14 protein-coding genes are annotated in these 21,537 nt (G+C 42.6%); 12 read left to right on the forward strand and 2 right to left on the reverse strand.

Features of this window, described 5'->3' with window-relative positions:
• Positions 1 to 284: 284 nt before the first annotated feature.
• The 3 genes from B4N43_RS01685 to B4N43_RS01695 are packed head-to-tail and all read left to right on the forward strand — an operon-like array spanning position 285 to position 3,229.
• Positions 285 to 1,556: an erythromycin esterase family protein gene (locus B4N43_RS01685; RefSeq protein ID WP_088160620.1), complete on the forward strand. Its 1,272-nt coding sequence runs from the start codon at positions 285 to 287 to the stop codon at positions 1,554 to 1,556.
• Between the two features lie 4 nt (positions 1,557 to 1,560).
• Positions 1,561 to 2,466 (forward strand): ABC transporter ATP-binding protein, encoded by a 906-nt coding sequence (locus B4N43_RS01690; RefSeq protein WP_157698394.1) that lies wholly within the window; start codon positions 1,561 to 1,563, stop codon positions 2,464 to 2,466.
• A complete protein-coding gene (locus B4N43_RS01695; protein WP_075991612.1) occupies positions 2,459 to 3,229 on the forward strand; it encodes an ABC transporter permease in 771 nt (256 codons plus the stop codon). Before B4N43_RS01690 ends, B4N43_RS01695 begins: the two co-directional genes overlap by 8 nt.
• A 21-nt stretch (positions 3,230 to 3,250) precedes the next feature.
• Here B4N43_RS01695 and B4N43_RS01700 read toward each other — a convergent pair whose 3' ends face one another.
• A complete protein-coding gene (locus B4N43_RS01700) occupies positions 3,251 to 6,004 on the reverse strand; it encodes a hybrid sensor histidine kinase/response regulator transcription factor (RefSeq protein ID WP_088160622.1) in 2,754 nt (917 codons plus the stop codon).
• 291 nt (positions 6,005 to 6,295) lie between these two features.
• Here B4N43_RS01700 and B4N43_RS01705 point away from each other — a divergent pair, with 291 nt between their 5' ends.
• The 7 genes from B4N43_RS01705 to B4N43_RS01735 all read left to right on the forward strand — a co-directional run bounded on the left by B4N43_RS01705 (position 6,296) and on the right by B4N43_RS01735 (position 18,115).
• Positions 6,296 to 7,618, forward strand: coding sequence for a sugar porter family MFS transporter (locus tag B4N43_RS01705; RefSeq protein WP_075991614.1), 1,323 nt, complete (start codon positions 6,296 to 6,298; stop codon positions 7,616 to 7,618).
• Between the two features lie 199 nt (positions 7,619 to 7,817).
• A complete protein-coding gene (locus tag B4N43_RS01710) occupies positions 7,818 to 8,768 on the forward strand; it encodes a carbohydrate kinase family protein (RefSeq protein ID WP_088160623.1) in 951 nt (316 codons plus the stop codon).
• An 86-nt stretch (positions 8,769 to 8,854) separates the two neighbouring features.
• Complete coding sequence (locus tag B4N43_RS01715) at positions 8,855 to 11,980, forward strand: SusC/RagA family TonB-linked outer membrane protein (protein ID WP_088160624.1); 3,126 nt, start codon at positions 8,855 to 8,857, stop codon at positions 11,978 to 11,980.
• A 44-nt stretch (positions 11,981 to 12,024) separates the two neighbouring features.
• Positions 12,025 to 13,707 (forward strand): RagB/SusD family nutrient uptake outer membrane protein, encoded by a 1,683-nt coding sequence (locus B4N43_RS01720; protein ID WP_088160625.1) that lies wholly within the window; start codon positions 12,025 to 12,027, stop codon positions 13,705 to 13,707.
• A gap of 43 nt (positions 13,708 to 13,750) precedes the next feature.
• Entirely contained in the window at positions 13,751 to 14,863 is a 1,113-nt protein-coding gene (locus tag B4N43_RS01725) for a hypothetical protein (protein WP_088160626.1), read from the forward strand.
• A 75-nt stretch (positions 14,864 to 14,938) separates the two neighbouring features.
• Positions 14,939 to 16,543: a glycoside hydrolase family 32 protein gene (locus B4N43_RS01730; RefSeq protein ID WP_088160627.1), complete on the forward strand. Its 1,605-nt coding sequence runs from the start codon at positions 14,939 to 14,941 to the stop codon at positions 16,541 to 16,543.
• 66 nt (positions 16,544 to 16,609) lie between these two features.
• Positions 16,610 to 18,115 carry a glycoside hydrolase family 32 protein gene (locus B4N43_RS01735; protein ID WP_198386052.1) on the forward strand — a complete coding sequence of 502 codons (1,506 nt, stop codon included), beginning with the start codon at positions 16,610 to 16,612 and terminating at the stop codon, positions 18,113 to 18,115.
• A 59-nt stretch (positions 18,116 to 18,174) separates the two neighbouring features.
• Here B4N43_RS01735 and B4N43_RS01740 read toward each other — a convergent pair whose 3' ends face one another.
• Positions 18,175 to 19,323 (reverse strand): alginate lyase family protein, encoded by a 1,149-nt coding sequence (locus B4N43_RS01740; protein ID WP_088160628.1) that lies wholly within the window; start codon positions 19,321 to 19,323, stop codon positions 18,175 to 18,177.
• Between the two features lie 156 nt (positions 19,324 to 19,479).
• Here B4N43_RS01740 and B4N43_RS01745 point away from each other — a divergent pair, with 156 nt between their 5' ends.
• Positions 19,480 to 20,079, forward strand: a complete 600-nt coding sequence (locus B4N43_RS01745) for an RNA polymerase sigma-70 factor (RefSeq protein ID WP_075991620.1) — start codon at positions 19,480 to 19,482, stop codon at positions 20,077 to 20,079.
• Between the two features lie 85 nt (positions 20,080 to 20,164).
• Positions 20,165 to 21,391 carry a FecR family protein gene (locus B4N43_RS01750; RefSeq protein ID WP_088160629.1) on the forward strand — a complete coding sequence of 409 codons (1,227 nt, stop codon included), beginning with the start codon at positions 20,165 to 20,167 and terminating at the stop codon, positions 21,389 to 21,391.
• The last annotated feature ends 146 nt before the right edge of the window (positions 21,392 to 21,537 follow it).

Below are 21,537 nucleotides of genomic sequence, written 5' to 3' on the forward strand. Positions count from 1 at the left end.
CGCTCTTCCGATCTAAGCAAGCAAGCAAGCAAGCAAGCAAGCAAGCAAGCAAGCAAGCAAGCAAGCAAGCAAGCAAGCAAGCAAGCAAGCAAGCAAGCAAGCAAGCAAGGCGGTTAAGTGTTATACTCACTTAACCGCCTTTTTATTGTCATGTTATATTTCTAATTTTTTTTGTGTAATTTTTTATGGAAAAAGAAAAAATGATCATCATATATTAAAATACGTCCTACTTTAGCGTAATACGCAGTAGATAGATCAATTATGAATTATATAAACTGAGATAAATGAGAAGTGTTCTATGCGCACTTGCGGTAACGATTATCTTAATCTTATCGTTTAATAAACTTGTTTATGATGAAATGCCCGTAGCCAACGCTACGATAGTATTGAACGAAGTAAATCGTCATAAACAAGACGTCAAAAGTATCTTAATGACCGATAGTAATTTTTCGGATTTAAGTTTTTTTGATGCTATGCTAAAAAACAATAGAATCCTGATGTTGGGCGAAATGATGCACAATGATGGCGAAACTTTTAAAGCGAAAGCCAGGATCATTCGTTATCTCCACGAACAGCTGGATTATGATGTTGTTTTATATGAGGCAGGGCAGTATGATATGTGGATGATGAATGCACAGATGGATACCCTGATGGATAAGTCGCAGGAAAAAACGATCGGTGGTACTGGACTATTCGACTTCTGGTGGCAAAATCAGGAAAATCAGCCCCTCTTAACGTATTATAAAAAAACAAAATCAACAGAGCGTCCAATGATCCTCGGCGGATTTGATATCCAATTTTCAGGCAGGGGCTTATCAAATATACGCGTAAAATTATTGGAAGATTTCCTGCTTAAAAACGGGATAGATTCGACCAAATATCCGTTATTGAAAAAAAATAGCAACAGGCTGGAGTATCTAACTTATGAACCTTTTGCCAGTAAACGGCTCAATGCGAACGAAAAAAAACAGTTCCTGGCAGAACTGGATGAGTTGAACCGTAGGATCCTCAGCGGCGTAAAAGACTCGGAGCATCTGATCTATAGCCGATATCTGTCTGATATGAAGCACAACTTTGACAAATCTTGGCGCTATAAAACTGGGTCGATGCAGAGCATGCATTTTAGAGATTCACTGATGGCGGAAAATCTAACCTATCAGATCGATTCGCTTTACGCCGGCAAAAAGATTATCGTCTGGTGTGCCAATGTCCATAGCTTTTCTGCGCCATACAATAAAGATTATCGGCCCCTCGGGACTTATCTAAAGCGTAAATACGGCGCTCAAGCGTATAGTCTGGATTTTACTTCCTATGGAAGATATGATAAAACTGGCCGTGTTGTCGATAGAGTGGGTAAGTTGGCCGTGGAAAATGTATTTCATGCCACTAAATTACCCTATTTCTTTTTGGATCTTCGTCAGTTGCCCAACAATAGCATGTTAAAACAACGTTTTAGTTCAGTCATTAATCAGGGGATTGATGAAGAAAGAAAATGGCACGAGTTTATCGATGGCATTTTCTATATCGATATCAATAAAGATCCAATTTACCGCTAACAGCATGGAAAGTATCTTAACACAACAACTTAGCTTTAAAATAGGCGCAAAAACAATCTTGGACAATATTAGCCTACACGTCCCAAACAGGAGTATTTATGGATATCTCGGCCGAAACGGGGCGGGAAAATCCACAACAATCAAATTGCTTTTAGGTCTTTTGGAGGATCAGGCAGATACGATTTTTATTCAGGGAAATAGTCTAAAGGCACATCCCACAGGTGTTTATGCCAATGTTGGAAACTTGATTGAGGCCCCATGCTATTATACTAAATTGACCGTTTTTGAAAATTTAAAGTACTTGGATATCATCCACAAAAAAGGCAACAAACGCATTGATGAAGTATTGGAAATGGTAGATCTTCATCGGGAAAAGAAGAAAAAAGCCAGTGCCCTGTCCATGGGGATGAAACAGCGGCTGGGAATAGCGATGGCGATTTTTCATGATCCGCAGTTGCTTATCCTGGACGAACCATTAAATGGTCTCGATCCACAGGGAATTGTCGAAATGCGCAATTTGTTTTGTCATCTCAACGAACAGGGAAAAACGATCTTTCTTTCGAGTCATATTTTGAGTGAGCTTGAAAAAATAGCGACACACATTGGTATCATTGAAGGTGGGAAAATGATTTTCCAGGGAACCAAACCGGAGTTGCTGGGACAGGTTGACCGGGAGGTGTACCTACGTACAGCCAGCCCCGAAGCAACGGCTTCGGTTTTGCGAAATAACGGGTTTTCTGGTGTTAAAACCGATGGAGAAAGCGTTGCCGTCACTATCGGCGATGATCTGCAATTTGGTCTTATGATCAAATCTTTGGTCGAAAAGCAGATTGATATTTATGGATTGGAATCCCGTAGTGCTGATCTTGAACAAATTTTTATAAACCTAATCACTCGTGTCAATGACTAATACATGCTATACCGCTTTCTTGTCGGAAAAGTACAAACTCCTACGCAATAGGGAGATTTTTGGGGTACTGATCGTCCCTATGGTGCTCGTTTTTGCGATTGCCGGTTATATTATTTATGATGTTATAGATTCAGGAGGGGCAGTGGCGGTTCCTAACCCTTGGAAACTTCTGCTTGGCAGATATGTTTTTCAGTTTTTTTACCTGCTCTATCCCATCCTTGTTGCTTTATTCGTCTATGCCTGTTGTGATGTCGAGTATAAGAATAACAATTATAAAATACTCTTTACCCTACCCATCAGTAAATCGAATATTTTCTTTTCCAAAGCCGTCTTTATCCTGTTGACCTTACTGTTTTCAATACTCTTTGCTTACGCTGCATTTCTGATCAGTGGTTATCTGCTCAGTCTGATTTACCCCGTACTGGGGTTTCAGAATTATGATTTTAGGGTCGTAATCTTTTATACGTTTTTGAAACTTTTTATTACGCTCTCAGCTATCGCTATGATTCAGCTTGCCCTGAGCCTATTGTTCAGAAGTTTTATCTACCCAATTGGAGTAGGCATGTTTATGTTGGTCTTTTCCGTGCTTGTCGCACAGAAAAGTTTTTCGGATTTTATCCCTTATACAGGTGCCTATAATGCGGTAATGAATATCTTATCTGAGAATGATTCCTTTGCACGGCTAGACTACAGCAACTTACTGATGCTCGTCATATTTCTATTGATCAGTTTTTACTTATTCAAGCGGAAAGGACAGTTTTAATTTGCAGGCGCACCTGATGGGCTATTTTTTGTCAAGTTCTTTTTTATAAGTACTCGGAGACTGGCCATATTTCTTTTTAAAGGCCGAAGCGAAATAGGATGCGGAGGAAAAACCGACACTGCTAAATATTTCGTTGATGTTTAGTCCTTCAGCCATAAGGCTTTTGGCTTTCTTTAATCTTCGTTCGATAATGTATTCATTGACGCTGCAGTCAAGTAACTGTTTGACTTTACGGTAGAGCTGCACGCGGGAGAGGTGAAGCTCGTTGGCAATGCCATCGACACTCAATCGCGGGTCTGATAATTTGGATTCGACAATCGCGGAAAAATTGTTCAGAAAACGTCTATCGTTATCATTGACCTGCTCCGCTTGAGCGCTATCAAACTGTTCCACATTGCTGCTGTATTTTTCTTTAAGCTGATGGCGTGACTGTAGGATGCTTGAAATCCGTGTCCGCAGTAATTCGGCATTGAATGGCTTAGTCATGTAGTCATCGGCCATCAATTTACTTCCTTCGAGCATCGTATCTTCATTGGCGAGTGCACTCAATAAGATGACGGGAATATGTGCGGTCTGATAAAATGCTTTGATGTCCTTTAGAATATCCAGACCGCTACCATCAGGAAGCATAATATCCGTAATGACTAGATCTGGAAAATGTGTCTTCAACATTCCATTGGCTTGTTGCACATCTTTTGCCAGGAAAAGATTGTAATCCCTTTCTAATAGGGAGCGGAGATAATCTCTGATTTCATCATTATCTTCGACGACCATAATACTTTTTGATTTGTTGGATCGAAAAGAAAGATTGTTGTCTACCATCTTTCGTGTTGCCTCTAATATGTCGTCTTGTTGAAACAGCGGTTTTTCTCCCTTGTCGAAATCGGCCAGTTCAGCAGGCTCGTAGTGACTATTTCCAATTGGCATACGTAGGGTGAATATCGATCCATGACCGGGTTTGCTACTCACAGTGATTTGGCCATGATGCAGTTCGATGATCTGTTTGGTGTAGGCGAGGCCGATTCCGGAGCCATTACGACTACTGGCACCCTGATAAAAAGGATCAAAAATATGCTCAATATCACTTGGAGCAATCCCCAGGCCATTATCCAATACACGTAGATAGAAATAGTCTTTGAAATTGTTTTCTTCCAATATAATTTCAATTCTGCCACTTGCCGCCGTATGTTTGATCGCGTTGGACAATAAATTGGATAAGACCTGTTCCATGAGGTATTCGTCCATCCAAACCTCTTTCAAGCTTGTTTTGTTGACATAACTGACGGAGATCCTGTTTTTCTTAAATAAGGGTTTGAAACTACCTATTACCTGCTGAATAAATGGGTCAATGTAAACGATGGCCGCATGTAGCTTAATCTTCGATTTACTGATCCGATGGATATCAATGAGGTCGCTGACCAAACGTTGTAGTTTTTTTGCATTCCGTTTGATGCGCGACAACTGTTCTCTGACCTCTTCGGTAAGATCTTTTCGTAATTCAAGGTCCTCTATAGGCGCGATGATAAGGGTTAGCGGGGTTTTAAATTCATGCGAGATATTGGTGAAGAAATTATTTTTGATTTCTGCCGCTTGCTGAATTTGACTGTTCATCTCGACGATCTGTTTTTGTTGCGCAAGAATCTCGCTATTCTGGACTTCCAGATGTTTGTTCTTTTCCCAGTTGCTCCTGATCACGATAATAGAAATTCCCCCAAAGACAACAGCTAGCACCAAGCTAACGACCAATACATTAAGAACGGACTTTTGGCTTTGGTAAATCTTATTCTGTTCCGTAATAAACTCCTGCCTTTTGTCAATATCGAGCTGCTGTTGTTTTATTTTATCCGACTGCAGGGCAAGCAACTCCGCGTTGGTTTTATCGATGACAGAGGTTTCGAGTATATTCTCGCGGCGGTAGTTTTGGTGGTTGATGATAGCCAAGGCCGTTCGAATGGCTTCGGCCCCGCCAGTGGGGTAGAGTATGGAAGCAAACATTTTGCCCTGTATGATCTGTTCAAGGCCATTTCCGGGACCAGGAAGAGCATCAACACCAATGATCTTAATGTCCTTTTTGATCTGGGCTTCGTCCAATGCTTTTTTTACCCCCATGGCCATCTGATCATTGAATGTAAAAATGATATCACTCTGGCTCATGACGTTTATATGCTTACGCATTTCCAGATAGGCTTTATTTTTCTCCCAGCCGCCGTGAATGACGCCGCTCACCTGAATCGCTGTGGCATCTCCAATTTGCTGGATAAAGCCTTTTTCACGCTCTATTGAAGCCGAGGTGCCCGATAGCCCTGTGACTAATCCGACCGAACCCTTTCCTTCTAAAATCGTGCGGCTATATTGACCGGCCAGTTTCCCGATGGCGAGATTGTCGGCGCCCACATAAGCATTATATTGGCCGGAGGAGGTCTTACGGTCTGTTACGATGACAGGTATATTGCGTTGGAATACAGAATCTACAATTGGCGTGAGTGGCTCGGCCTCATTTGGGGATACAATCAGAAGATCGATATCCTGTTTGACTAATTCGCGAATTTGATTGATCTGTACATTATTGTCGCCATGTGCGTCGCGATAAAGAAAGTCAATATCGGGATTGAAGGAAAGTTCCCTTTTCATTTCCTCGAGCATCGTTTGTCGCCAGGCATCGTTTCCGATACACTGCGAAAAAGCGATGACCTGCTTTTTCTTCCGGACCATTGGTTGACATCCACAAAAAAGAAGCAAGGTCAATATGCCACTAAAAATGAAATATTTTCCCATGATTTTTCCCCTTAAATATCCGAATATACATTATTTAGATTTTTTGGGGTAACAGTGGTTGTGTTAGTGTATATTTTACACTAAAATAGGAACCTTCAAAAATGTATCATTTTCTAAATTTTATGTTTAAAAAGTGAAAGTTTTGAAAAGTAAAGTGAATGTAAGTGTTAGATTTTTAGTGTTTTAGTGTTTTTAAAAAAATGTTACATAAATAAATGTTTTTGCGAAGTCCAAATTTAAGTTAAGATGAAGCACGTGTTAAATTTGGATTAATCAATTATAGATCATCACATGAACAAAAACACGGTATTAGCTTGGTCCTTTGTAGTGGCTTTAGGCGGATTTTTATTTGGATTTGATACAGCGGTTATTTCGGGAGCAGAAAAGGCGGTTCAGGAGCACTGGCATTTAAGTGAGTTTCAGCATGGACTGACAATGGCCATCGCCTTGATAGGGACAGTTGTCGGCGCAGCATTAGGTGCACTGCCTTCCGATAAATTAGGCCGTAAAAATACCTTATTTGCTGTTGCAGCCCTTTACTTTATTTCAGCGATTGGTAGTGCACTGGCGAATGACTGGACGATATTTATTTTATTCCGCTTTTTGGGTGGCATAGGAGTTGGCGTCTCTTCGGTAACGGCACCAATCTATATATCAGAAATCTCCCCGGCAGCATCGCGAGGTAAGTTGGTAGGGCTTTTTCAATTCAACGTTGTATTAGGTATTTTGATAGCCTATTTGTCCAACTATTTTATCGGTCAGGTTGGCGAAGAGTCCTGGCGCTGGATGCTGGGGGTGCAGTGCTTTCCGTCGTTGTTATTCTTCTGTTTGATCTTCCTCATCCCGGAAAGTCCGAGATGGTTGCTGCTGCACCGAGGGAATTTGGCCGAGGCAACGCGGATTATGAAAAAAATTAATTCGGATGGTTACGAGCTGGAGATTTCAAAAATTCAGGAGTCCAAAAACAATTCCGCAGGAGAAGGCAAACTCTTCGTTCGCGAAAATGCCAAACCTATTTTATTGGCCTTTTGTTTTGCGCTGTTCAATCAAGTTTCAGGTATCAACGCGATTATATATTATGCGCCCCGCGTATTTGAAATGGCTGGTTTAGGCTCACAGAGTTCATTGCTTTCGACAGTTGGTATAGGGGTTGTCAATTTTATTTTTACGTTGCTGGCGATCAATTTCATCGATAAGGTGGGCAGAAGAAAATTAATGTTGGTGGGCTCGATCGGGCTGATTGTTTCATTGGCACTCGTTTCACATGCTTTTTATACCAACCAAACGACGGGTTTTGCGATCACAATCTATCTGATGAGTTTCATTGCCTTTTTCGCATTCTCGCAAGGTGCGGTGATTTGGGTATTTATTTCGGAAATTTTTCCGAACGACGTACGTGCCAAAGGGCAGACATTTGGTAGCTTGACACATTGGGTGATGGCGGCGATTATCACCTTTTGTTTCCCAGCCTTGACAGAAATGCTCGGTGGCGGGGGTACCTTCTTGATCTTTGCCCTATTTATGGTGCTGCAGCTTGTTTATGTGCTTAAGTTTATGCCGGAGACAAAAGGGAAATCATTGGAAGATCTTGGGCATACCATCAATCTACATTAGTCTTTAGCTGGACTACGCTAATAGGTGTCGAAGTAGCCATGACGCGACTGGCGCCTATCGAAAGTTATTTAATCAAAGACAATGTGATAACATGTTGTGTGTATCTATTGTCAACATTGAATTTAAAGGGAAATATAATAATCAATTTGTTACTTGGTTTTTGGCGCTCGGCCGAAGCTTCGTATAAAAAGGAGAAAATATGAAAAACGGAGATAAATCAATACAGGGTATTTGTTTTGGCGAGGTTCTTTGGGACAATCTTCCTACAGGTAAAAAATTAGGCGGTGCGCCTTTGAATGTGGCTTATCACCTCAATAAATTGGGGGTTACGACGCGTATGCTAACGCGCATAGGGCGTGACGATAATGGTTACGAGTTGCGTAACGTATGTGAAGATCTGGGTATCCCGACCGATTTCTTCCAATACGATGACCTGTTACCAACTTCAACAGTAGAGGTTTCGATCGATGCAAAACGCGACGTGCATTACGATATCGTTTATCCTGTAGCTTGGGATAGAATAGCGGTGGACAATGTTGTTCTTGAGGCAGTTGCAGCGGTGGATTTTTTGGTGTATGGTAGTCTAGCCTGTCGGGATGAAGTAAGTTTTCAAAGCTTGCTATTACTGCTGGAAAAAGCCCGCTTCCGGGTGATGGATGTCAACCTGCGTACACCTTATTTTGGTCCGGAAAAAATACATAAACTGTTGGGATACGCTGATTTTGTGAAAATGAATGCCGAGGAACTGCATGTTATTTCCGACTGGAATGGCGCAACGGATGCCTATACCGATCAGCAGCGTGTGGACTTGATCATGGAGCGTTTTGCAATTCAGGAGGCAATTGTAACCTATGGTGCAGATGGTGCGGTATATCATTATAAAAAAGACAATATCAGTTATCATTTTCCAGCCTTGAAAGTTCAGGTAGAAGATACCATCGGAAGTGGTGATTCTTTTTTGGCGGCTTTCCTGACCAAAAGGTTTCAGATGCAGGAAGGTGTTCAGCTGGAGGAAGTACTGGAATTTGCGGCCACCTTAAGTGGATTTGTGACACAGAGCCGGGGGGCTTGTCCTGAATATAACGATGAGGTCATCAATCGATTCCAATGGTTGCATCCGATCTTCAATGGAGCTCAGAAGCAACAGTAGGTAAACTGCTTCTTTACGAAGCAGTTTACCCGCTATCATAATCAAATAATCAATCTAAATCATTAACCATTTACTTATAACCAATTATGTTTACAAGACAGAAAGCAATGCTGCTCCCGTCTTTGGCACTTTTTTCTGTTGTCGCATTTGCGCAACAGACTGAAATCCGGGGAAGAATTACGGATAGTGGGACAGCAGCACCTATAGTAGGGGCATCTTTAGTGGTGAAGGGAACCACAATAGCCACCAAGACAAATGAAAAGGGAGAATTTGTCCTTCAGACTTCGGGCAATCAGGGTACATTGGAAATAAGCTATGTCGGCTATGCCTCCCAGACGATTGCTGTGGCAGGAAGAAAGTTCCTCGATATTCAGCTTGCGCCTACCGAAAAGGGGCTCGATGAAGTGGTCGTTACGGGATATCAAACAGAACGGAAGAAGGATTTGACGGGTGCTGTGAGTGTTGTTAATGTTGCTGAGATGATGAAGGCTCCGGAAAATAACCCGATGAAAGCGCTGCAAGGACGGGTAGCTGGTATGACAGTAACTTCGGATGGTAGTCCGAGTGGAGCGGCAACAGTGCGTATGCGCGGAATCAGTTCCATCAACAGTAGTCAGGATCCCTTGTATGTCATTGATGGAACCCCCACACAGGGAGGAATGCATGAACTCAATTCGAATGATATCGAAAGTATTCAGGTTTTAAAGGACGCTTCTTCGGCGAGTATCTATGGCTCGCGCGCAGCGAATGGTGTTATTGTCATCACGACAAAAAAAGGAAAGATGGGTGCCCCTAAACTTACAGTAGACGCCTATGCCACCAGTACGCATTTTAATAATCGAATGAAAGTGCTGGATGCCCAACAATATGGTCGTGCATTGTGGCAGGCCACCATCAATAATGGCGGAAACCCCAACGGAAATAATATTGGTTATCAGTTTGAATGGAATAACGACGCAAATGGCGTACCTCAGCTCAATACTGTTTTTGTTTCCAAGTATATCGACCGTGAACATACCATGTACGCTTCCGATACCGATTGGTTTAAGGAAGTTTCAAAACCGGGATTGCAACAATCTTACAATGCGACATTAAGCTCCGGGACAGAAAAATCCAGTTCCTTTTTCTCCTTAGGTTATTTGCACAACAATGGGACACTCCGTTACACGGATTTCCAGCGGATATCTGCCCGGATGAATGCCGATTATAAATTGTTTGATGGACGCTTGGTGGTGGGCGAGAATTTTACGGTAAACAATACCGGTGAAGTGCAGGTACCGGGCGATGTGCTTGACCTTTCGTTAAAAGCATTGCCCATTATTCCTGTCCATACAGTAGATGGAATAGGATGGGGTGGACCAGCATTGGGAATGAACGACCGCCATAATCCCATGCGTGTACTTTATGATAACCGGAACAATAAATATAATTATTGGCGGTTGTTTGGAAATGCCTATGCGGATCTACAGCTTATAAAAGGTCTGCATGTCCGCACCAGTTACGGTTTGGACTATAGTAATTTTTACAAACGTAATTTGGAAGTATCCTATCGTTCGGGATTTATGAATAGCAGCCGGAGTGGGGTTAATATGGAACAGTCCCATGGAATGAAGTGGACTTGGTCCAATACGGCGACATATCGGAAACAGATTGATAAACATACCTTAGATGTGCTTGCCGGTATGGAAATGAACCGTCAGAATGATATCAATTTTAATGCCTATACTGCCGGAGATAGCGCCTTTGCCATAGAGACACCTGAGTATATGTGGCCAGGTGTGAGTACGGGCACAGCGGCAGTAGGCGGTGGCTCTACGGGATTCTCGTTGTTATCCTATTTTGGAAAGGCCAATTATTCCTATGATGACCGCTATCTAGCTTCCTTCACCGTGCGGCACGATGGTTCTTCCCGCTTCGGTAAAAATAACCGCTTTGCAACTTTCCCGGCGGTAACAGCGGGGTGGCGGATTTCGTCCGAGCGTTTTATGGCAAGTACGAAAAACTATATTTCGGACCTCAAGCTGCGTGTTGGATGGGGGCAGACAGGTAACCAAGGTATAGGTAATCTGGCTACCTATGCGCTTTTCGTTCCCGAATATGGTGTTGCTGATCCGACATGGAACATCGTGGATGGCACAGCATACGATCTCTCAGGCGCAGGAACGGGAAAATTACCGTCGGGATATCGCAAAATCCAAACAGAAAACAATGACCTGAAATGGGAAACCACAACGCAGACGAATATAGGCTTAGACTTTTCATTGTTTAATCAAAGTCTCTATGGTTCGATTGACTGGTATGTCAAAGCAACCAAAGATATGTTGATCAATCCAGCCTATATCGGTGTGGTTGGAGAGGGCGGTTACCGTTGGGCGAATGGTGCCTCCATGGAAAATAAAGGTTTGGACCTATCGGCTGGATATCGCAATAAAACATCGTTTGGACTGGATTATGATGTGATGGCTGTGTTCTCTACCTATAAAAACAAGGTGACACATTTGCCCGAAGCGGTAGAAAACTCCTATGGAGGTCGTCAGGGAGATAATATTATCGGCCGGCCGCTGGGATCATTCTATGGCTATGTCACCGACGGTATTTTTCAGAATCAGGACGAAGTGGATGCGCACGTCAATCAGACCGGTAAGGGGATAGGGCGTTTACGTTACGTCAACGTCTATGATGCGGACAAGCAGATTACGGATATGGACCGTACCTGGATCGGTAGTCCACATCCTGATTTTTCCTATAGTCTCAATATTGTGCTGAAATATAAAGGGTTTGACCTGTCGGCATACTTTCAGGGGGTACAGGGGATAGATGTCGAAAACTGGCTGAAAAAACAAACAGACTTCTGGAGTGTGGATGACGTCAATTCCAACAAAGGCCTGCGGTTGCTGAATGCATGGACACCACAAAATCCAACGTCCACGATTCCGGCCTTACAAACGACAAACAACAATGACGAGGGCCGCCTGTCAAATTACTTTATCGAGAATGGATCTTATATGAAACTCCGGAATCTGTCTCTGGGCTATACCTTGCCAACAGCAACAGCCTCACGCCTGCGTATGAGCCGGCTAAGGATCTATGTCACAGGTCAGAACCTATTTACCGTTAAGTCAAAGAATTTTACAGGTGTAGATCCTGAAAATGTAGGTTGGGGGTATCCAATTCCAACGACCTGGACAGCTGGGGTAAATATTGGATTTTAAAAAGGGGAGAAATAGGGCTATACACTTATAAATAATTTATACGGATGAAAAAAATAACCACTAAAATAGCGATACTTATGGTTCTTGCTGGACTACTTCCAGGATGTACCAAATTTTTGGATCAAACACCCAATGGTGTGCTGAGCTCCGATCAGGTTAAGGAGCCAGAACGATTATTGACAGCGACCTATGCCGCTTTGGGCAATGATCATTATGATGTCCCTTTTAGCTTATGGCCCTATGGTACGGTTCGGTCGGACGATGCATATAAAGGCGGATCGGGACCACAGGATATCCAGACCTTTCATTTTCTTGAGGTCTCAAATAACATTACAACCAATTTCGCGGAGTTGGATAAATTGTGGTTTCAATTGTACGTTGCAATTTCGCGTGCCAATACAACAATCAAGACCATACAGGAAATGGATAATTTCGATGGGAAGGAAGAAAAACTGGGTGAAGCACGCTTTCTTCGGGGGCATTTTTACTTTATGCTCAAGATCCTTTTCAAATATGTGCCTTATATCGATGAAAATGTACCAGTAGACAGCTATGAAACCGTATCGAATAGAGCCCTAAGCAACGATGCATTATGGCAAAAGATTGTAGCGGATTTTCAGTATGCGGTAGATCATCTTCCTGCTGTGCAAACGGAGGTCGGTCGGGCCAATCGTATCGCCGCTGCGGCTTATCTCGCCAAAGCCTACCTGTATAAGGGATACCGTCAAGACAATGCCGAACGTAATATGGTGACGGGTATCGATGCGGGAGATTTGGAAAAGGTTGTACAAAATACGGATATTGTGCTTTCATCGAACCATACGCTGGAAACCGACTTTGCATTTAACTTCTTGCCGGGCAAGTATGAAAATGGGACAGAAGCGCTCTTTTCAGTTCAGTTTTCAAAAGATGACGGGACAAAATTTGGGCGTGTTAACTTTTCTGATGTACTATCTGTACCTATGGGGCTGGGCTGTTGTGATTTCAATAAACCGAGTCAAAGCCTTGTCAATGCGTTTCGCACAACGGGTAAAGGTCTACCACTGGATAATTATAATGCGTTGAATAGCTTTAATACCTCCGAGAAGTACGACCCGAGGTTATTCCATACAGTTGCAATTCCGGGCTTACCGTACAAGTATAGTAGCAAAAGAACATACGAAGAAAGCTGGAATCGTAATCCGGCGGAGTATGCTGTTTACGCCTCGTTAAAAGAAAATGTTGATCCCGACTGTGATTGTTTTGTCCCCATGGTACCCTTCTATGCGAATACAAAGAATCGAATTGTATTGCGCTTTGCCGATGTGCTGTTGATGCGGGCAGAGGCGCTTATCGAGCTGCATCGTTCGATTGAAGCACTGCCATTGATCAATCAAGTGCGTAGGCGCGCAAAAAATAGCACCTCACTTACGGGATATGCAAATGATAAAACGCTGATCGAAACGTACAAAAATGGAGATAATATTGTATGGACCGAAGAAAATGCCCGGAAGGCGTTACGTTGGGAAAGACGTTTGGAGCTTGCGATGGAAAATGGAAGATTCTTTGATCTGGTACGTTGGGGAATTGCAGACCAGGCCATGAATGCCTATTATGATGTAGAAAAGTCACGTCGATCTTATTATTCCTCGGCACATTTTACAGCAGATAGGAATGAATATCTACCGATTCCCGAAGCACAGATCAGATTAAGTAAGTATCTGTACAAACAAAATCCAGGCTATTAAATAGGCATTTATTGTTGAACGATTAGTATAACCAATTATTCCAATGAACACATTAAACAATTATATAAAAGTAGGGGTTACTATCCTACTTATCGGGCTTTTCGCGGCCTGCAAGCGTGATGCTGAGAGTACACTCAATTTGAGTGCAGATGTAGATATACTTTCTTTCAAGGTCGGCAATACCATTGGGAAAGTAGATCAGGCAAAAGGTACCATTCTTGTCATGGTTCCTGAAGGTACAGATCTTTCGGCGGTGGCTCCGACAATTGAATTGCCCAGCAATGCAAAGGTTGCTCCAGCTTCAGGCATCGCCCAGAATTTTTCATTTTCTGGCACAACACCGATTACTTACCGCGTTTTTAATGGTAATCTATTTAATACCTACCAAGTAACCGTCAAAGAAATCAAAGCAGAAATAACGGCATTCCGCATCGGAGAAAAATCAGGGATCATTGATCAGAAAAATAAAAGCATTAAAATTTACCTACCCCTGGGGACAGACCTAAAGAACCTATCACCTGCGTTAGAATTTACAGCCGGAGCAAGCATAACGCCCAATCAGAGTGGGCCCGTAGATTTAAGTTCTCCCATAAAATACAGCCTTGCGTATATGGGGCAAACTTTCCAATACACGGTAACTGCCCTATTGGGTACAGAACCCAAACAAATTTTTATGATTTATAATGGTGAAACCAGCGTTCCACATTTCGACGGGTTAGGGGTGACTACGGTAGATTCACCTTATCCCAATCCGAAAACCACTGGAATTAATGCAACACCCTTCTGTGCGTCTTTTGTACGGGACAATAAAACTGGTGAAGGCTGGCACGGTGGAGCGCTCTGGAATGCAAATAAAGTGACGATCAATCCGGCAGAATACGGGCGTTTCTCGATGATGGTATTGAAAGATGTAGCTGGTGATGTGCAATTGGAAATTCAATCGGATGGCGAACAGAATAAAGATTGGTTGCGTGCCAATTATTCGAAAGATCATGTCGGTGAGTGGCAAGAATTGGTTTTTCAGATTCCTGCCGGAAGAAAGGCTATCATTAACAATATACTGGTAATGCCACATGAGCATCCTAATGGACAGCCCGTGGCATTTCCTACCCAACGGATGTACTGGGACGAATTGAAGGCATTACCTAAAGAGTAATCGAATACAAACAAAACAAGTTATTATAAAAGCAAAAATGATAGCTAATCAGGGATTAATAGAAAGATTTAGATCATGAGACCAAAGATATATTTGCTTCCGACAGTATTCTTGCTAAGCTTGTTGACAAGTTGCAAGAATGGGGACGAGAGTTCGACAGGGCTGGATAGGCCCATGGAAATACTGCCTGTGGATAGTTCTACGGCTTGTATTTCGGGGCAGGAGGCGGGCCCCTATCAAAGGTTCTACAGACCCCAGCAGGGGTTTGTGGGCGATCCCATGCCTTACTACAATGCCAACGATAACAAGTTCTACTTGTTTTATCTGTATGAAAATGCCAACAGGCATCCGATTTATAGTACGCGGACAAGTGACTATGGAACATTTGAGGGCTATACCGAAGTCTTGTCGTCGGGTGCTGTGGGGAGTCAGGATGAATGGATCGGAACAGGAAGTTTTATTAAAAAAGGAACATTGTATTACTGTTTCTATACGGGGCATAACAATGTTTTTACGCCTGCGGAAAAGATTATGTTGGCTACGTCAACTGATTTAATGAATTGGACAAAGCAACCAGCAATGGCGCTGCAGGCTGCAGCGGGCTATGATCAAAATAATTTTCGTGATCCACAGGTTTATTGGGATGAAGGCCGCAATGCCTACGTCATGTTAGTCACGACACGAAAAGACGGAAAAGGAACGCTGGCACGTTATCAGTCGACAGATTTAAGCAGTTGGTCTATGATTGAACCGCTCGTTGCGACCACAGGGACAGTGGAGAAATATGGAATCGAAACAGATGCAGAACTATTGGAATGCCCGGACCTATTTAAAATGGGCAATAAATGGTATCTCTTGTTTTCGCGGATCAACCGGGATGAACATCGCAAGACATTTTATCGTGTTGCGGATTCCCCGGATGGCCCCTGGACGATCTGTCGGGATAGCGAAGGACATCATGAAACCTTCGACGGCCGCTATCTCTATGCGGGCAAAACGGCTAGCGACGGTACGACACGTTATCTTTCGGGATGGTGTTCAACCGGGCAAACAGTAAATAATAACAACGAACTGCCCTGGTCTGGAAATTTAATTTCACACCAGTTGGTTCAGGGAGCTTCAGGGCGTTTATATCCTAAAATTCCGGAAGCCCTAAACAGTAAATTCAATAAGGAAGTCGCCTTTGAAAAACTGAGCGATGTTGGTCAAGTTTCCGAATCGAATAAAACCTATAGTTTGACAGCGCAATCGGGCGGAAGAAGTTATGCACAATTTAACCGGAACACTTCATCCGTGAAAGTGACCATGACCATTGATGCTTCCCAATCCAGCAAATTTGGTTTTTCATTTGGCGCATGTGATGATCCGACCGAAGTGTATAGCATTGCTTTTGATCTGACTTCATCCAATCGTTGGAATATGCCGGCACTGTTTATGAACAAGGAGGCACGCGATGGCGGCGGAAACAAAACAGAACTCAATTTTACGCCACTTACAGTACCGACCAACCGGATTTTTAACGTGAAAATTATTATTGAAAAATCGATTGGTATCGTATATGTGAATGATCGTGTTGCTTTTACCAACCGGATCTATAAAATGGATCAAAACCCTTGGACTATTTTCGCGGATCAAGGAACAGTAAAAGTGAATGGGTTGAAAATCGAAAAATCTTCCTGACAATTGAGACGATATTTGCCTATTGAAGCGAACAATAACCTAATTAGAAATGTAAACAAAAGAAAAATGATAAGATTAAAGAAATACGGTGTTTTAATGCTCCTGCTAGGTGTTTTTGGTACAAGTCTGGCACAGACGGGACAGCATAAACAAGGGGATCCCGAAGAGAAGTATCGCCCACTTTACCATTTTACCCCACAGCAGGGCTGGATGAACGATCCCAATGGACTGGTTTATCTGAACGGTAATTATCATCTTTTTTTTCAGCATAATCCCGAAAAACCCGTTTGGGGGCCTATGCATTGGGGCCATGCGATCAGTAAAGATTTAATCCATTGGGACGAGCAGAAGATCGCATTGTACCCCGATAGTTTGGGGACTATTTTCTCTGGAAGTGCTGTAATCGATAAAGATAACACGGCAGGTTTTGGAAAAGGTGCTATGGTCGCCATTTTTACCCATCACAATCATCAGGAAGAGGATCGAAAAACAGGATTGCATCAAAATCAAAGTTTGGCTTATAGTTTGGACAAGGGCCTTACCTGGACAAAGTATAAAGGCAATCCGGTATTGCCAAACCCTGGTATATGGGATTTCAGAGATCCAAAGGTGATGTGGCATGTGCATAGCCAGCGTTGGATTATGACCTTGGCTACAAAAGATTGTATTACTTTCTATTCTTCCAAAGATTTGAAAACATGGCAGAAGGAAAGTGAGTTTGGCAAAGAGGTGGGTGCCCATGGCGGTGTCTGGGAATGCCCTGATCTTATCCCCATGGATTACAAAGGAGCTACAAAATGGGTTTTGCTGGTGAGCATCAATCCAGGTGGACCCAACGGTGGCTCGGTGACACAATATTTTGTGGGTGACTTTGATGGGCATCAGTTCCGAACAACGGATACTAAAATAAAGTGGTTGGATTGGGGACCCGATAACTATGCTGGCGTAACCTGGAGTAACCTAGGGGATAGGCACCTGATGATTGGCTGGATGAGCAACTGGCAATATGCCAATGTGGTTCCTACCACAAAATGGCGTTCTTCCTCAACCATACCTCGTGTTTTAACTTTAGGAAAAGTTGGACAGTCATTCTACGTTGCGAGTACTGTGCCCAAAGAAATTGAAACCGCATTTCGTCCGCTAAAAAAATACCATGGCGGTGGAACGAAGGAAGTTTCGTTCGAGCAACATCTCCCACAAGCGTACCGTTTGGACCTTAAAGATTTGAAACGGCAGGCTTTTAAAGTCATCTTATCGAATGAATATGGCGACGAATTGGTTATTGGTTATCGTGAAGATCAAAATGCCTATTATATCGATCGTTCTAAGTCCGGTGAAGTGTCTTTTAATGGAGAATTTCCAAAGACGGCTTTGGCACAACGGTTGCTAAATAAGGGAGCACTTTCTTTCAGTTTGTATGTTGATGTGAGCTCTGTGGAACTTTTTGCAGACGAGGGGCTAACGGTAATGACCAGTTTATTTTTTCCGAACAAGCCGATAACCAAGCTGCGTATCGTGGGAGATAAAAAGTTGGAGTTTCAGGAAATCGGTATTTCTGCATTTAAGAGATAAGAGCTGGATTTTTGCCATTAAAGCGATCCTTGATAAGACAAGGATCGCTTTATACTTCGCTACTTGGTCTTATTTTCGAGGTGCAAGTGTGCTGGCATTAGTGTGGGGAAAGTCCACGCAAAATGATTTTTTTTGTAAACTATTGGACGGTACATTGAAAGATAAGGATCAAATTTCGATGTATGATAAATATCCTTCATGGCCGCAAAGAGATTGGAGGGCCAAACTCCTGCTGTCCGGTCCAGGATGTCAACGTCCGGATTTTTAAACCAAGGCCATTCAGTTGGATGTTGATTGTAATAATATAAATAGTCAAGGGCCTGCGTGACCGATTTTCCGTCCTTCGTGGCGGTAAATAGGTTTTCTCCGGTGGCATTGTGTATGCACCACATGGAGGCTGTCAATGGTGCTAATGAAAAGTAGGTGTACCATAAACCTTTCTCACCCCGTTTTACTTCCTCAATAAGATGACCGTCAGCTGCGATCTTTTCAAAGAGATCAGCCTTGATTAAGGCTATTGTAAAAGAAAGCTCTTTTTGGTCATCAAGAAAGTTTGCCGAAAGTAGATTCGCAAACCTCGCCCAATCCGCAATATTATTGGATTTTTCGCGTAAGAAATGTGTCGCTTTTTGAAAGACATCGATGGTCCAGACCTTAAAATGATCACGATCTTTCTTCGCCCAAAGGGGATCGTTTTTAAGTAATTCGGCAGCAATCATCAATCCGGCTCCCGCATAAGAAAGCACAACTGGTCCGTCAAACTGACTGTATTTTTTATTGATTGTGGCCCAGGAGTTAATGAAATATAAGGCCTTGGATGCATATTTTTGCTCCCCGTTTAAGGTATAGGCCAAGGCCGTACAATAGGCAGCAAAAGCATCCGCATGGAGCTTTTTTGCCATAGCACGTTGGCCTTCTTTATCGCTGTAAAAGCCGGGTACACTAAAATCTTCAACAGCATGATGGTCAGTCAATAAAAGAGAATCGGCCAGCCTAATCAACTGCGTGTATGCAGTATATACAGGTTCGGATTTTTTGTTGATTTGTGATTTTACATAATTGACCTGGGTAATTGGGTGCATTAAGGATTGTGCATGACTATGTGAAGGCCAAATAAATAGGCAGACTATAAACAAGGTCAATCCTATTTTTAAAAATTGAGTGGTTTGGGCCTGTAAGCCAAAAAATAGATATATGAAATTTTGCATGGTTCTAAATGGATACGTTTATCGATTGGTTTGATCGCTATGGGGGGATTAGCTACTGCAAATTAAGAAAAAAATAACATAAGTTTACTGGTGTTCAGAAATTTCATTTGAATTATTGCAGCGAAGTAATTAACTTCATGGCTAGAATAATCAATTATGGACATCAATCAAAATCTGCCTGAGAAGGAACTCTTGTGCCAACTCCATCATGGAGATATGCAGGCTTTTGATATCTTGTACCATCGTTATAGCCAGATTATCTATGCCAATATCCTTAAGTTTCTGAAAAATGAAACTAGTGCCGAAGATTTACTTCAGGATGTTTTTCTGCGTATCTGGGAAAATAGGTCAAAAATAGATCCTGAACAATCTTTTGCAGCATTTCTTTTTACCTGTTCGCGTAACATCACATTTAATTTCAAACGACGCCTGAAATTGGAGATGGAATCTGAAGTCCAGCTCGCCTATGGCGCATTGGAATCTGAAAATACCATTGATAAGGTGCTCGATTCCAAGGAGGCCATGGTCCTGGTAGAAGACTTGTTGAGCAGATTGCCCAAACAACGCCAAAAAATATTTAGGTTATCTAAGCTTGAAGGTAAAAGCTATAAGGAGATTGCCGAAGAAATGGATATTTCTATTGCTACTGTTCGTGACCATATTGTTAAAGCAAATAAATTTATCCGACATGGTGCATTGCAGGACAATGGCTTCTCGGCCCTACTAATGATTCTGCTTCTACATGCTGCAAATTAATTTTCTACATGCTGCAAATTATTTTTTTTTCCGGAGCAGACCTTTATGCTACGAAGTGTGTATTTACTATTAAAAATACAGCTCAGTGGAGACCAATAAATCTAAAATAGACCAATTACTTCAAAAATATAAAGAAGGGAACTGTTCGCTTGAGGAGATCGAATGGCTACAGCATGCGCTTTCTGCTACCGACATCGGGGATCAGGATGCCATCGATCAGGCTATAGTCGCTAGTTTGCTTCAGCCTTCTGCTGCAGGGAAAATGAGTGAATCCAGGCAAAAAATAGTGCTCGGAAATATCAAAAAGCAAATTCAGCAAGGCACAGAGGAGCGCGATAAACCTAAGTTTTCAATCGTTTGGCCCTATTGGGCTGCGGCGGCTTGCCTGTTGCTCTTTATTTTTACAATGCTATTATGGCAGCAACAGACCAGTCCTGTTCAGGCAGACATTAACCTCGTGAGGATGCAAGACACAACGGGTGTTGTTGTAAAGCCTGGTGGAAACAGTGCTACCCTTCGTTTAGCGAACGGCACACTTTTAGAACTCGATAAACAGGCATCGGGAATTGTGATGGGAGAAAGTATTACCTACGAAAATGGAAAGTCTATCGCTGCTGCGGCATTAGATAAACAGGGGATGGCGGCAGATCCAAGTAAGGTTGTATTGGAGTTAGCCACTCCGCTAGGGGGGATATACCAGGTTACTTTACCCGATGGCACAAAAGTATGGCTCAATGCGGGCTCTTCGCTAAAATATCCGATGAGCTTTGCCAAAAATGAACGAAGAGTTCGTTTGGAAGGCGAGGCCTTTTTTGAAGTGACGAAAGATAGCGCACGACCTTTCAAAGTGCTGAGTAAAGGACAGGAAATTGAGGTGCTCGGGACTGCCTTTAACGTCAATGCTTATCCCGATAATACAGCGATTAAAACGACTTTAGTCAATGGGAAGGTTAAATTATCGAACGATAAACGATATTCAGAAGCGATATACCTGCTGCCAGGCCAGCAATCGACCAATACCAATAACGGAAAAATACAGCTCGCAAATGTGGATACAGCACCCTTTACCGCTTGGAAAGAAGGTTTGTTTTATTTTGACGAAACACCGCTTTCGGATGCACTGCAGCAGATTGGTCGCTGGTATAATGTCGAAGTGAAGTATAAAGGCGAGGTACCGCAAACACATTTCTATGGTCGTATAAAACGAAGCAAGCCGCTCCGCGACGTACTTGACGTATTGGAAGAAGGTGGGTTGCGTTTTGAGCTGAGCAAAAGCGATGAAAAGAATATCCTATATGTTAGACCGTTGTAATTAAAACCCTAAATAAAGATGAAAAAAGAAATGATCATGGATTCCACTTAATCCGGAAAAGGGTATAAGCAAAACAAAAAGGGCAGTGCTGGGGGGCACTGCCTTGAATTGGATGCATATACTTACAAGTGTTGCCCAAAGGCAAA

The organism is Sphingobacterium sp. UBA1897, assembly GCF_002337775.1.
GTDB classification, from domain to species: domain Bacteria; phylum Bacteroidota; class Bacteroidia; order Sphingobacteriales; family Sphingobacteriaceae; genus Sphingobacterium; species Sphingobacterium siyangense.

Excerpts from the sequence above, each read along its gene's own strand:
- B4N43_RS01705 (WP_075991614.1), top strand. The coding sequence starts at position 6,296 with ATGAACAAAAACACGGTATTAGCTTGGTCCTTTGTAGTGGCTTTAGGC.
- B4N43_RS01740 (WP_088160628.1), bottom strand. The coding sequence starts at position 19,323 with ATGCAAAATTTCATATATCTATTTTTTGGCTTACAGGCCCAAACCACT.
- B4N43_RS01690 (WP_157698394.1), top strand. The coding sequence starts at position 1,561 with ATGGAAAGTATCTTAACACAACAACTTAGCTTTAAAATAGGCGCAAAA.
- B4N43_RS01695 (WP_075991612.1), top strand. The coding sequence starts at position 2,459 with ATGACTAATACATGCTATACCGCTTTCTTGTCGGAAAAGTACAAACTC.
- B4N43_RS01715 (WP_088160624.1), top strand. The coding sequence starts at position 8,855 with ATGTTTACAAGACAGAAAGCAATGCTGCTCCCGTCTTTGGCACTTTTT.
- B4N43_RS01700 (WP_088160622.1), bottom strand. The coding sequence starts at position 6,004 with ATGGGAAAATATTTCATTTTTAGTGGCATATTGACCTTGCTTCTTTTT.
- B4N43_RS01730 (WP_088160627.1), top strand. The coding sequence starts at position 14,939 with ATGAGACCAAAGATATATTTGCTTCCGACAGTATTCTTGCTAAGCTTG.
- B4N43_RS01735 (WP_198386052.1), top strand. The coding sequence starts at position 16,610 with ATGATAAGATTAAAGAAATACGGTGTTTTAATGCTCCTGCTAGGTGTT.
- B4N43_RS01725 (WP_088160626.1), top strand. The coding sequence starts at position 13,751 with ATGAACACATTAAACAATTATATAAAAGTAGGGGTTACTATCCTACTT.
- B4N43_RS01685 (WP_088160620.1), top strand. The coding sequence starts at position 285 with ATGAGAAGTGTTCTATGCGCACTTGCGGTAACGATTATCTTAATCTTA.
- B4N43_RS01720 (WP_088160625.1), top strand. The coding sequence starts at position 12,025 with ATGAAAAAAATAACCACTAAAATAGCGATACTTATGGTTCTTGCTGGA.
- B4N43_RS01745 (WP_075991620.1), top strand. The coding sequence starts at position 19,480 with ATGGACATCAATCAAAATCTGCCTGAGAAGGAACTCTTGTGCCAACTC.
- B4N43_RS01710 (WP_088160623.1), top strand. The coding sequence starts at position 7,818 with ATGAAAAACGGAGATAAATCAATACAGGGTATTTGTTTTGGCGAGGTT.